Raw genomic sequence first — 12,487 nt, 5'->3', positions numbered from 1 at the left:
TGTTCGATTATCGAACCGTTAATCAGCAGGGGCAGCTGTTGATGAAGTGTTACGCCGGATTGCAGTGCGAACACGAGTGACGGGCGTGGCCGGAGTCACCCCAGCTGTCGGCATGAGTGGTTACAACCCGGCGTTCGCCGGTTTGTTCGTCGTTACTAATCTTTGAAGCAGCTTCGTGAGCACGAAGCCGGTTGTCGGGTGGCACGGGGAAATTGTTACCTGACGGAAAATAACCTAACGGATGGGTTACTATGAGAATAGGTGCTTACAAGGGATATGTAATCTCGGTATTTCTCAGGGATGAGCATTGCCCGCCCCATGTGCATGTCAGGGGAAGGGCGTGGGATGCGCGTTTTCGTTTCAGCTTTCTGGATGGGGACGTGGAGCTGTGGGATGTAAACCCTGAGCGCTGCCGACCACCCAAGGCGGTCTTGGAGGAGTTACGCAAGGCAATAATGCAGCCGCACTACTTGGCGCGGGCACGCAGGATCTGGTGGGAAAACCTGCAAACGGTTTGCCTGGAGAACCATTCCTGGAATTGGGAAACCAGTGAGTTGTTGCCGGGGTTGATCATCCAGCGGGGTGTTTATGTGATTGCACGTGCCCGGCACGATGTCGCAGGGCAAAAAACAATTTTGAGCCTGGTCAGGGCACCGGGGTCTGTGGAGATTGAATTATGAAAAAAATCGTAAAAGCCAAAGTCAAACCCTACGTGCCTCTCAGCGATGCCGACGTTGACAAGGCAATCGCCCGTGGGCGCAAGCTGAAGCGTCTGTATGCCAACGCCAGCAACGTGCGCTATCAAGACGACTGCATCTCCATTGGCTTCAGCGATGGCAGCCGTATCATGTTGCCGGTGGCCGGTCTGCCGGAGTTCGAGAAGTTTTCCCAGCAGGACTTCCAGCAATTGGAGGTCGGTTTCGGCGGCAAGGCGCTTTGCTGTGAGGCCCAGGATCTGGACGTTTCGATCACTGGCCTCATCGCCACAAGCCAGCCTCTGATGGACCTCGCTACAAGCCTGGTAGCCTCCCGAAACGGTCGCAAACGCAGCGCCGCCAAATCGGCCGCCGCCCGGGCCAATGGCAAGAAGGGCGGCCGGCCGCGCAAGGAAGTGTTGGAACCTGGCGACCCGACGGACACATGAATTTCAGTGTGGGAGCTGATGATGCCTGACAGAGTTATCGACGGGTCAGCAACACACCCGATTCCATATGGTGCGTCCACGGGAACTGGTCAAACATTGCGCACTGGGTAATGCGGTGCGTGTCGTGCAGCTGCGCGATGTTCGCCGCCAACGTCTCCGGGTTGCAGGAGATATACAGGATGTTGTCGAAGCGCCGGGTCAGTTCGCAGGTGTCCGGGTCCATGCCGGCGCGGGGCGGGTCGACGAAGACGCTGCCGAATGCGTAGCTTTTCAGGTCGATGCCGTGCAGACGGCGGAACGGGCGCACTTCATTCAGGGCCGCGGTGAGTTCTTCGGCGGAGAGGCGCACCAGGGTGACGTTGTCCACGGCATTTTCATCGAGATTGCTCAGGGCCGCATTCACCGAGGTCTTGCTGATTTCGGTGGCCAGCACGTTACGCACGCGGGTCGCCAGCGGCAGGGTGAAGTTGCCGTTGCCGCAGTAGAGTTCCAGCAAGTCGTCCGGGCGATCACCCAGGGCGTCGTACGCCCAGTTGAGCATCTTCTGGTTCACCGTGCCGTTAGGCTGGGTGAAGGCGCCCTCGGGTTGGCGGTAGCTGAATGTGCGGCCACCGACCTCGATTTTTTCCACCACGTAGTCGCGGCCGATCACATCGCGCTTGCCCTTGGAACGGCCAATGATGCTCACGTTCAGCTCAGCCGCCAGCTTGTTCGCTGCGGTGTGCCAGTGTTCATCCAGCGGGCGGTGATAGCACAGGGTGATCATCGCGTCGCCGGCCAGGGTGGTGAGGAACTCCACCTGGAACAGTTTGTGGCTCAGGGCGGCGCTGGCTTGCCAGGCGGCCTTGAGCTGCGGCATCAACTGGTTGATGCGCTGGCTGGCGATGGGAAACGCTTCGATCAGGATCGGCGTGCGCTTGTCGTCCTGGGCGAACATCGCGTAGTGGCGCTCGCCGCCTTCGCGCCACAGGCGAAACTCCGCGCGCAGGCGGAAGTGCTGCAGCGGCGAGTCGAAGACCTGCGGCTCGGGGGCGTCGAACGGTGCCAGCAGGTCACGCAGGCGCGTGACCTTGTCTTGCAGTTGAGCGGTGTAGTGTGCGGCGTCGAAAGTCATGCGTTGAACCAGCCCAGCTTGATCACGAACAGAATCGACAGAATCACCAGGGCCGGGTTCAGCTCACGGTAGCGGCCCGAAAGCAGCTTGATGGCGGTCCAGGCGATGAAACCGAAGGCGATGCCGTTGGCGATGGAGTAAGTGAAGGGCATCGCCAGGGCGGTGATTACCACCGGCGCGGCCACAGTAATGTCATCCCAGTCGATTTCGGCCAGGCCGGACGTCATCAAGACGGCCACGAACAGCAGCGCCGGCGCGGTGGCGAAGGCCGGTACGCTGGCCGCCAGCGGTGAGAAGAACAGCGCCAGCAGGAACAGGATCGCGACCACGATGGCGGTCAAGCCGGTACGGCCACCGGCGCTCACGCCAGCGGCAGATTCGATGTAGCTGGTGGTGGTCGAAGTACCCAGCAGCGAGCCGGCCATGGCCGCCGTACTGTCGGCGATCAGCGCACGGCCCATTTTCGGCATGTGGCCGTCCTTGCCCATCAGGCCGGCGCGCTTGGCGACGCCGATCAGGGTGCCGGAGTTGTCGAACAGGTCGACGAACAGGAACGCGAAGATCACGCTGACCAGGCCGATGTCCAGCGCGCCCTTGATATCCAGTTGCAGGAAGGTCGGGGCCAGGGACGGTGGCATCGAGGTCACGCCGCCGAACGGGGTGAAGCCCATCACAATGGACACGATGGTCACCGCCAGGATGCCGATCAGCACCGCACCACGCACGGCCAGGGCTTCCAGGGCCACGATCAGCACAAAACCGAGGGTGGCCAGGATCGGCGCCGGTTGTTTCAGATCGCCCAGGCCCACCAGCGTGGCCGGATTGGCGACCACGATACCGGCGTTGTGCAAGGCGATCAGCGCCAGGAACAGGCCGATACCGGCGGCAATCGCCGAGCGCAGGGGCAGGGGAATGCTGTTGATGATCCACTCACGGATACGGAAGATCGACAGCAGGAAGAACAGCACCGCCGAAATGAACACCGCGCCCAATGCCACCTGCCAGGTGTGGCCCATGTGCAGGACCACGGTGTAGGTGAAGAAAGCATTGAGGCCCATGCCCGGCGCGAGAGCGATCGGGTAGTTGGCGATCAGGCCCATCACGATCGAACCGATGGCCGCCGCGAGGCAAGTCGCGACAAACACCGCGCCTTTGTCCATGCCGGTTTCGCCGAGGATGCTCGGGTTCACGAACAGGATGTAGGCCATGGCCAGGAATGTCGTGATACCCGCGAGAATCTCGGTGCGCACGTTGGTGTTGTGGGCTTTGAGTTGAAACAGCTTTTCCAGCATGCCGGCTCCCTGTGACGCTATCTTGCGTCGTGATTTGTTGACCTCTAAGTCAAAGCACAAACTGCGCCAAGCGCTTGTGGCTTCAGAGAGGATCGGAAAAAGCGGCGCATCATACCAGCAGCCGAGGCTGTGTGGCGCATGGCCTTGAGGCATACTGCGCCGACGTTCAACAGCAGGTCATCGACAGCATGAAAAAAGCCAACGCGTGGAGTCTAGCTCTGATCCCTTGTCTGAGCCTGTGGCTCGGCGCGGCACCGGTGTGGGGCGCGGCTGCACCGGCCTTGAGCGAGGTGCGGGTGTTCAAGGTCGAATCGGCGAAGTGCAGCGAGGCCATCCCGGACCGTGTGCAGACCACCCAGATGTGCGAGCACCGTGGGCCGACGAAGGTTTCGGTAATGGAAGTCGGCCTGGGCAACAGCCCGATGGGCCGCTTCAACGGCGCCGAGTTGAACGGGCAACGCACGGCGGTGTGCCAGGTGGGCAACATCAGTGAGGCCTGTAACGGCGTGGGCACGCTGATGGGCTACATCTATGTGTTTGACCTCAACGTGCAAGCCCAGGGTTGGTTCGAGTTCACCAATACCTCGATCAATCCTCCGCAAAACACCCTGAAAGCCCAGCTCAATATCCGCTGATCAATTGGCTTGAACGCTCAAAACCCTGGGAAGTCGTACCCCTGAGACGGCGATTTCCCTGAACGCCGCGGATGTACATCAACCCGTGAGGTGTTTATGAGCGCGACCCCCAATGGCGCCACGGCCCAGCCGTTCGTCGCCCACCCGATACGCTTGACCTTGAATGGCCAGGATCGCCAATTGAGTGTGTTGCCCTGGACCACCTTGCTCGACCTGCTGCGCGAACAATTGGATTTGGTCGGCAGCAAAAAGGGCTGCGACCACGGCCAGTGCGGCGCGTGCACCGTCTTGCGTGACGGCAAGCGCGTAAACGCCTGCCTGACCCTGGCCGTGATGTGCGACGGCGCCGAGCTGACCACCATCGAAGGCCTGGCCGACGGCGACCAGTTGCACCCGATGCAGCAAGCCTTCATCAAGCACGATGCCTTCCAGTGCGGCTACTGCACCCCCGGCCAGATTTGCTCGGCGGTCGGCCTGGCCAACGAAGGCCGCGCCCACGACAGTGCGCAGGTGCAGGAATTGATGAGCGGCAATCTGTGCCGCTGCGGTGCCTACAGCAATATCCGCGCGGCCATCGAAGAGGCGCTGCCGGCGTGCGGCAACCGGGGAGGTGAGCAATGAACCCCTTCCATTACAGCAAGCCGGCAGACGTGCACGAGGCGGTGCACCTGAGCAGCGCGGCATCGCGCTTCATTGCCGGGGGCACCAACCTGCTGGACCTGATGAAAGAGAACATCAGCCGGCCCGAACACCTGATCGATATCACCGGGCTGCCGCTCAATGCCATCGAAGAAACCGCCGAGGGCGGCCTGCGTATCGGCGCGCTGGTCAGTAATGCCGACCTGGCCTGGCACCCGCTGATTGAGCAGCGTTACCCATTGCTGTCCCAAGCCGTTCTTGCCGGAGCCTCGCCGCAACTGCGCAACATGGCCAGTACCGGTGGCAACCTGCTGCAGCGCACCCGTTGCTACTATTTCTATGACGCCACGGTGCCGTGCAACAAGCGTGAGCCCGGCAGCGGCTGCCCGGCGCGCACCGGCTTGAACCGCATCCATGCGATCCTCGGCGCCAGCGAGCAGTGCGTCGCCACCCACCCTTCGGACATGTGCGTGGCCCTGGCGGCGCTGGAGGCGCGGGTGCATGTCGAAGGGCGCGGCGGGGCGCGGGTCATCGAGTTCGCCGACTTCCACCGCCTGCCCGGCGATGCACCGCAACGCGACAACCAATTGGCCGACGACGAACTGATCACCGCCATTGAATTGCCTGCCGATAACCTGGCCCGCCACAGCCATTACCTGAAAATTCGCGACCGTGCGTCCTACGCATTCGCGCTGGTGTCGGTTGCCGCCGCCTTGGAATTGAACGGCGACGAGATCATCGACGCCCGCCTGGCCCTTGGCGGTGTGGCGCACAAACCCTGGCGCGACCGCGCGGTAGAGGCGTCGCTGATAGGCCGCCGCGTCAGCCGCGAAACCTTCAGTAACGCTGCCGATGCCCTGCTGCAGGATGCCGAGCCGCTGCAACACAACGGCTTCAAGATCAAGCTGGCGCGCCGCGCAATCATTCGTGCACTGAGCGACGCTGCGGTCGCAGGAGAACGGCCATGAGCGCCATCGGCAAACCCCTGGACCGTGTCGACGGTCTGCTCAAGGTCACCGGCAAAGCGCGTTATGCCGGTGAATTTCCCGAGGACGGCCTGCTGCATGGCAGCGTGGTCTCGAGCACGATCGCCAAAGGCCGTGTCCTGCGCATCGATGCCTCAAGGGCCCTGGCGCTGCCGGGCGTGGTGGAGGTCATCCATCACCTCAATCGCCCGAAAATTGCCAGCTACGACGATGCGTTCGCCGATGCGGATGCTGCCGACGGCTCGCCATTTCGCCCGCTGTATAACGACCGCGTGCTCTACAGCGGCCAGCCCCTGGCCCTGGTGATCGCCGATAACCTGGAGCTGGCGCGGCATGCCGGCTCGCTGGTCGACATCGAATACGCGGCGGAAGATTTTGAAACCGACCTGATCGCCCAGCAGCAATCGGCTCACCCTTCGCCCCAGACACCGCCCGGGCCGCGCGGCAACTTCCAGGCTGAATGGGCGGGTGCCGCTATCAGCCTCGATCTGCACTACAGCACGCCCATCGAACACCATAACCCGATGGAACCCCACGCCAGCACCGTGCTGTACCAGCCCGACGGCACCCTGCATATCCACGACAAAACCCAGGGCCCGCAGAACTGCCAGGCGTATGTGCAAAAAGTCTTTGGCCTGGACAAGAGCCAGGTACGCATCTTCGCCGCGTTCGTCGGTGGCGCCTTTGGTTCGGGCCTGCGCCCGCAGTACCAATTGCCGCTGGCGGTGATGGCATCGCTGGCGCTCAAGCGCTCGGTGCGCGTGACCCTGACCCGCCAACAGATGTTCACCTTCGGCTACCGCCCGCGCACCTTGCAGCGCTTGCAGATGGGCGCCGCCGCCAACGGGCGCTTGCTGGCCCTGGGGCATACCGCGATTGGGCAGACTTCGCGCTTCGAGGATTTCAGCGAACACGTGGTGGAATGGAGCGGCATGCTCTACCACTGCGATAACGTGCAATTGACCTACAAGCTGGTGCCGCTGGACGTCTTCACCCCACTGGACATGCGCGCTCCCGGCGCCGCCCTGGGCGTGATCGGCCTGGAATGCGCCATGGACGAACTGGCCTGCGCCCTGGCCATCGACCCGGTGCAACTGCGCCTGATCAACTACGCCGAACGTAACCAGAATGAAGACAAGCCATGGTCAAGCAAAGCCCTGCGCGAGTGTTACAGCGAAGGTGCCGAGCGTTTTGGCTGGAGCCAGCGCAACCCCGAACCGCGCAGCATGCGCGACGGCCGCCAGTTGATCGGCTGGGGCATGGCCGGTGGTGTATGGGAAGCCATGCAGATGAAAGCCAGCGCCAAGGCGCGCCTCGATACGAGCGGCAAACTCACCGTCAGCAGCGCCACCACCGATATCGGCACGGGCACCTACACCGTGATGACCCAGATTGCGGCGCAGGCCAGCGGTGTGGCGGTGGAGGACGTAGTGTTTTTGCTCGGTGATTCCTCACTGCCTACCGCGCCGCTGCAAGGCGGTTCGTTTACCGTGTCGTCCGTCGGCACCGCCGTGCAGCAAGCCTGCGAGGCCTTGACCGCCAAACTGCTGGCCGTTGCCCGGCAGACTTACCCGGTGTTCCAGGATGCCGAGTCCGTGCGCTTTGAAGACGGCCACCTGCACACCGGCGACGTGAGTGTGTCGTTGGCCCAACTGGTCAAGGACAGCGGCGAGGACGGGCTTGAGGTGCAGGTCGACAGCGAGCCCGACAAGAAGCGCGAGGGCTATGCCACGGCCACCCATTCGGCGGTGTATGTCGAAGTGCGGGTAGATGAAGACTTGGGCACCATCAAGGTCAGCCGCGTAGTCAGCGCGATTGCGGCCGGGCGCGTGGTCAACCCGAAAATGGCGCGCAGCCAGATCCTCGGCGGGGTGGTGTGGGGCATCGGCATGGCGCTGCACGAAGAGACCCAGGTCGACCATCAGCTGGGTCGCTACATGAACCACAGCCTGGCCGAGTACCACATCCCGGTGAATGCCGATATCGGTGAGATTGACGTGGTGTTTGTCGAAGAGCACGACGAGATCGTCAATGCGCTCGGGTCCAAGGGCGTGGGCGAAATCGGCATTGTCGGGGTGGCGGCGGCGGTGGCGAATGCGATCTACCACGCCACTGGCAAGCGGGTTCGGGAGTTTCCGATCACCCTGGACAAAGTGCTCTAAAACACACCGCGTAACTCATGTGGGAGGGGGCTTGCTCCCGATGACGGAGTATCAGTCGAGGATGATGTGACTGATCTACCGCTATCGGGGGCTTGCCCTAATGCCAGTCAGTTAAGGCTTTTTGTAGGAACGAGGCGGGCGGCTAGCCCTTGCTCGCGAAAAACTCACAGGCACCGCGTTCATTCAGAAAGCACGCATTATCGTTGACGTTTTTCGCGAGCAAGCTCGCTCCTACAGACGGCGGTGTACGCTTAACTGACTGGCATTAGGGCAAGCCCCCTCCCACATTTATCTTGTTCAAGGCTCAGGTTATGCGGTGGGCTTCAGCCCGGGCTCTTCTACCGGCACATGCATCCGGTCCCGATTCGCCAGGGTCGGGAACAGCTTGATCCACACCCCGGTCACCACCAGCGTACCAATCCCGCCCATGACGACGGCGGGCACGGTGCCGAACCAATGGGCGGTGATCCCCGATTCGAACTCACCCAATTGATTGGATGCACCGATAAACAAGCCGTTGACTGCGCTCACCCGGCCGCGCATCTCATCCGGCGTTTCCAACTGCACGAACGAAGCCCGGATCACCATGCTGATCATATCCGCCGCGCCCAGCACCACCAGTACCCCCAGGGAAAACCAGAACGAGGTCGACAGCCCGAACGCGATGGTTGCCACGCCGAACACCCCGACTGCGGTGAACATCACGCGGCCGACCTTGCGGTCCACCGAGAAACGCGCCAGCCACAACGACATCAACAGCGCCCCCACCGCTGGTGCCGAGCGCAACAGGCCCAGGCCCCAGGGGCCGGTCAGCAGGATGTCCTTGGCGAACACCGGCAACAACGCGGTGGCGCCGCCCAGCAGCACGGCAAACAGGTCCAGGGAAATGGCGCCGAGGATGTCCGGCCGGCTGCGGATAAAGCGAATCCCGGCCAGCAGCGAATCCAGGGTGGCCTTGCCTTTGTTCAGCGGCGTCTGGCGCGCAGGCAGGTTCAGGGTCAAGCCGCAGGCGATCAGGTACAGCACCACCGTCGGGCCGTACACCCAAACGCTGCCGAACGCATAGAGCAAACCACCGAGGGCCGGGGCGACGATCGTCGCCAATTGCTGGGCCGATTGCGACGAGGCCACGGCCCGGGGGAACAGCGCGCTGGGCACGATACTCGGCAGCAGCGCCTGGGTGGTGGGCATTTCGAATGAACGCGCGGCGCCCAGCAGGAAAGCGAGGATGAAGATCATCTCGCGGGTCACGTTGCCGGTCAGACCGCCGATGGCCAGGGACAGGGCAATCAGCGCCTGTACGGTCTGGCAGATGGCGGCGACTTTGCGTCGCTCATAGCGATCGGCCACATGCCCGGTATGCAGCATGAACAGCACGCGCGGCACGAACTCCACCAGGCCGACCAGCCCCAGGTCCAGCACATTGCCAGTCAGTTGGTAGAGGTTCCAGCCGATGGCCACGGTCAGCATCTGGAAGCCGCTGGCGGTAAAGATCCGCGCCAGCCAGAACGCGATGAAGGGGCGGTGGTGACGTAACAGCAACGCAGGTTCACTAGGCATTGGGAGTAAAGGTCGAGACCGAAAGGAATGGCGAGATTAGCATTGTGTTGTAACAAATAGTTGCAATAACCCTGGTGAGGCAAGCTGTCACGCGGCAAAAGACCACACAACCGGGCAGCGCAAATGGGACTACTCTTTCAACGATGCTTGATCCAGATCAACACCCGCACCGGGATTGTTCTGGCGGCCGAAAGGCCAGATTCCCTACGTGACGGGTAAAAAAAGAAACGAATTGAAATTCGTCACACTCCATATCCGTGGGGGCAGTGGGTGCAGGCTCCGAGCCCGCAACCGGTATTACCTGACAGAGGAAGACTTATGTTCGGTTTGGAGGCGCTAGATCTCGCCCGAATTCAATTTGCGTTCACCATCTCGTTTCACATCCTGTTCCCGGCGATCACCATCGGCCTGGCCAGTTACCTTGCGGTGCTGGAGGGTTTGTGGCTCAAGACCCGTAACGACACTTACCGCGACCTCTACCATTTCTGGTCGAAGATATTTGCCGTCAACTTCGGCATGGGCGTGGTCTCGGGCCTGGTCATGGCGTATCAGTTCGGCACCAACTGGAGCCGCTTCTCCGACTTCGCTGGCGCCGTCACCGGGCCGCTGCTGACGTACGAAGTGCTCACGGCCTTCTTCCTCGAGGCGGGTTTCCTCGGCGTGATGCTGTTCGGCTGGAACAAGGTGGGGCGCAACCTGCACTTCTTCTCCACCGTGATGGTGGCTATCGGTACGCTGATCTCGACCTTCTGGATCCTCTCATCCAACAGCTGGATGCAGACGCCCCAAGGCTTTGAAATCGTCGATGGCCGAGTGATCCCCACCGATTGGTTCGCCGTGGTCTTCAACCCATCGTTCCCCTACCGCCTGGCGCACATGGCTACTGCGGCCTTCGTGGCCACGGCGTTCTTCGTCGGCTCGTCGGCGGCCTGGCACCTGCTGCGCGGCAAGGACAACCCGGCGATCCGCAAGATGCTCTCGATGGCGATGTGGATGGCGCTGATCGTCGCGCCTATCCAGGCGGTGATCGGCGACTTCCACGGCCTCAACACCTTGAAGCACCAGCCGGCAAAAATCGCCGCGATTGAAGGCCACTGGGAAAACATCGGCAATGAACCCACGCCGCTGATCCTGTTCGGCTGGCCGGACATGAAGGCTGAAAAAACCAAGTACGCGGTGGAAATTCCCTACCTTGGCAGCCTGATCCTGACCCACTCGTTGGATAAACAGGTGCCGGCGCTCAAGGAATTCCCGCCTGAAGACCGTCCTAATTCGACCGTGGTGTTCTGGTCGTTCCGGGTCATGGTCGGCCTGGGCTTCCTGATGATCTTCACCGGCTTGTTCAGCCTATGGCTGCGCCGGGGCGACAAGATGTACACGTCCAAGCCGTTCCTGTACCTGGCCCTGTGGATGGGCCCGTCCGGCCTGATCGCGATTCTCGCCGGCTGGTTCACCACCGAAATCGGTCGCCAACCGTGGGTGGTCTACGGGCTGATGCGCACGGCGGATGCGTCCTCCGGGCATAGCCTGGCGCAGATGACCATTACCCTGGTGCTGTTTGTGGTGGTGTACTTCGCGCTGTTCGGTGCGGGCCTGGGTTACATGATGCGTCTGGTACGCAAAGGGCCTGTGATTCACGAGGTCACTGAGCCGACTCATGGCGGTCCTGGCCAGAAACGCACACCGGCCCGTCCGCTGTCCGCTGCCGATGATGGCACCGACAACGACCACGACGACATCCAGCACAAGGGGAATTGAGATGGGCATTGATCTTCCGCTGATCTGGGCTGTGATCATCATTTTCGGGATCATGATGTACGTGGTCATGGACGGTTTCGACCTGGGGATCGGCATCCTGTTTCCGTTCGTACCGGGCAAGACCGACCGCGACGTCATGATGAACACCGTGGCACCGGTATGGGATGGCAATGAAACCTGGCTGGTATTGGGCGGCGCGGGACTGTTTGGTGCGTTCCCGCTGGCCTATTCGGTGGTGTTGTCGGCGTTGTACCTGCCGCTGATCCTGATGCTGATCGGGCTGATCTTTCGTGGCGTGGCCTTTGAGTTCCGCTTCAAGGCCAAGGACCACAAGCGTCACCTGTGGGACAAGGCGTTTATCGGCGGTTCGCTGACGGCCACGTTCTTCCAGGGCGTGGCGCTGGGGGCGTTTATCGATGGGATTCCGGTGGTCAACCGCCAGTTCGCCGGAGGCTCGCTGGACTGGCTCACGCCGTTCACGATGTTCTGTGGCGTGGCATTGATCGTGGCGTATGCGCTGCTCGGCTGCACCTGGCTGATCATGAAGACCGAAGGCAAGTTGCAGGAACAGATGCATAACCTGGCGCGGCCGCTGGCCTTCGTGGTGCTGGCCGTGATCGGTATCGTCAGTATCTGGACACCGCTGACCCACCCGGAAATCGCCTCGCGCTGGTTCACCCTGCCGAACCTGTTCTGGTTCCTGCCGGTACCGGTGCTGGTACTGGTGACCATGTACGGGCTGATCCGCGCCGTGGCACGCAATGCGCACTACACGCCGTTCCTGCTGACGCTGGTATTGATTTTTCTGGGTTATAGCGGCCTGGGGATCAGCCTGTGGCCGAACATCATCCCACCGTCGGTATCGATCTGGGACGCCGCCGCACCGCCGCAAAGCCAGGGCTTCATGCTGGTAGGCACCTTGTTCATCATCCCGTTCATCCTGGGCTACACCTTCTGGAGCTACTACGTGTTCCGCGGCAAGGTCACCCACGAAGACGGTTATCACTAGGAGGGTCGCGACATGGCGGGCAAACCTTCGTTGCACGACATCGAACAGGCCGAGAAACAGCCGCTGTGGCGGCGTCTTGGGTGGTTGGCGATGATCTGGACCGGCAGTGTGCTGGCCCTGTTCATCGTCGCCAGCCTGATGCGCATGTTCATGAATGCAGCGGGCCTTACCACGCACTGACATCCCGA

General features: G+C 61.8%; 12 protein-coding genes. 9 read left to right on the top strand and 3 right to left on the bottom strand.

Annotation, left to right across the window (positions count from 1 at the left end; genetic code table 11):
* Positions 1-251: 251 nt before the first annotated feature.
* Together C4J88_RS23425 and C4J88_RS23420 are read left to right on the top strand one after the other, a co-directional pair.
* Positions 252-680 (top strand): DUF4160 domain-containing protein, encoded by a 429-nt coding sequence (locus C4J88_RS23425; protein ID WP_124408236.1) that lies wholly within the window; start codon positions 252-254, stop codon positions 678-680.
* Positions 677-1,144, top strand: a complete 468-nt coding sequence (locus tag C4J88_RS23420; protein WP_124408235.1) for a DUF2442 domain-containing protein — start codon at positions 677-679, stop codon at positions 1,142-1,144. The genes C4J88_RS23425 and C4J88_RS23420 overlap by 4 nt, the downstream gene beginning before the upstream one ends.
* Positions 1,145-1,178: 34 nt before the next feature.
* Here the strand turns inward: C4J88_RS23420 and trmA are convergent, their stop codons facing one another.
* Together trmA and C4J88_RS23410 are read right to left on the bottom strand one after the other, a co-directional pair.
* A complete protein-coding gene (trmA, locus tag C4J88_RS23415; RefSeq protein WP_124408234.1) occupies positions 1,179-2,258 on the bottom strand; it encodes a tRNA (uridine(54)-C5)-methyltransferase TrmA in 1,080 nt (359 codons plus the stop codon).
* A complete protein-coding gene (locus C4J88_RS23410; protein WP_124408233.1) occupies positions 2,255-3,550 on the bottom strand; it encodes an NCS2 family permease in 1,296 nt (431 codons plus the stop codon). Before C4J88_RS23410 ends, trmA begins: the two co-directional genes overlap by 4 nt.
* A gap of 188 nt (positions 3,551-3,738) precedes the next feature.
* Here C4J88_RS23410 and C4J88_RS23405 point away from each other — a divergent pair, with 188 nt between their 5' ends.
* From C4J88_RS23405 to C4J88_RS23390, 4 genes are all read left to right on the top strand, one after another.
* Positions 3,739-4,185: a DUF4879 domain-containing protein gene (locus C4J88_RS23405; protein WP_124368436.1), complete on the top strand. Its 447-nt coding sequence runs from the start codon at positions 3,739-3,741 to the stop codon at positions 4,183-4,185.
* Between the two features lie 96 nt (positions 4,186-4,281).
* Positions 4,282-4,806: a (2Fe-2S)-binding protein gene (locus C4J88_RS23400; protein ID WP_124408232.1), complete on the top strand. Its 525-nt coding sequence runs from the start codon at positions 4,282-4,284 to the stop codon at positions 4,804-4,806.
* Positions 4,803-5,792: a xanthine dehydrogenase family protein subunit M gene (locus C4J88_RS23395; RefSeq protein WP_124408231.1), complete on the top strand. Its 990-nt coding sequence runs from the start codon at positions 4,803-4,805 to the stop codon at positions 5,790-5,792. Before C4J88_RS23400 ends, C4J88_RS23395 begins: the two co-directional genes overlap by 4 nt.
* Positions 5,789-7,972: a xanthine dehydrogenase family protein molybdopterin-binding subunit gene (locus C4J88_RS23390; RefSeq protein ID WP_124408230.1), complete on the top strand. Its 2,184-nt coding sequence runs from the start codon at positions 5,789-5,791 to the stop codon at positions 7,970-7,972. The genes C4J88_RS23395 and C4J88_RS23390 overlap by 4 nt, the downstream gene beginning before the upstream one ends.
* A gap of 309 nt (positions 7,973-8,281) precedes the next feature.
* Here the strand turns inward: C4J88_RS23390 and C4J88_RS23385 are convergent, their stop codons facing one another.
* Positions 8,282-9,532 (bottom strand): MFS transporter, encoded by a 1,251-nt coding sequence (locus C4J88_RS23385; RefSeq protein WP_124364497.1) that lies wholly within the window; start codon positions 9,530-9,532, stop codon positions 8,282-8,284.
* 318 nt (positions 9,533-9,850) lie between these two features.
* Here C4J88_RS23385 and C4J88_RS23380 point away from each other — a divergent pair, with 318 nt between their 5' ends.
* From C4J88_RS23380 to C4J88_RS23370, 3 genes are read left to right on the top strand one after another with little or no spacing between them, the layout of a single operon-like run.
* On the top strand, positions 9,851-11,290 hold the full coding sequence (locus C4J88_RS23380; protein WP_124408229.1) for a cytochrome ubiquinol oxidase subunit I: 1,440 nt from the start codon (positions 9,851-9,853) through the stop codon (positions 11,288-11,290).
* A gap of 1 nt (position 11,291) precedes the next feature.
* Complete coding sequence (gene cydB, locus C4J88_RS23375; protein ID WP_124364495.1) at positions 11,292-12,299, top strand: cytochrome d ubiquinol oxidase subunit II; 1,008 nt, start codon at positions 11,292-11,294, stop codon at positions 12,297-12,299.
* A 12-nt stretch (positions 12,300-12,311) separates the two neighbouring features.
* Positions 12,312-12,479, top strand: a complete 168-nt coding sequence (locus C4J88_RS23370; protein ID WP_065886906.1) for a DUF2474 domain-containing protein — start codon at positions 12,312-12,314, stop codon at positions 12,477-12,479.
* Positions 12,480-12,487 lie beyond the last annotated feature (8 nt).

The organism is Pseudomonas sp. R4-39-08, from assembly GCF_003852275.1.
GTDB lineage: Bacteria > Pseudomonadota > Gammaproteobacteria > Pseudomonadales > Pseudomonadaceae > Aquipseudomonas.
Note: the sequence above shows the minus strand (reverse complement) of the source record. Positions and strands in the feature narration are given on the sequence as shown.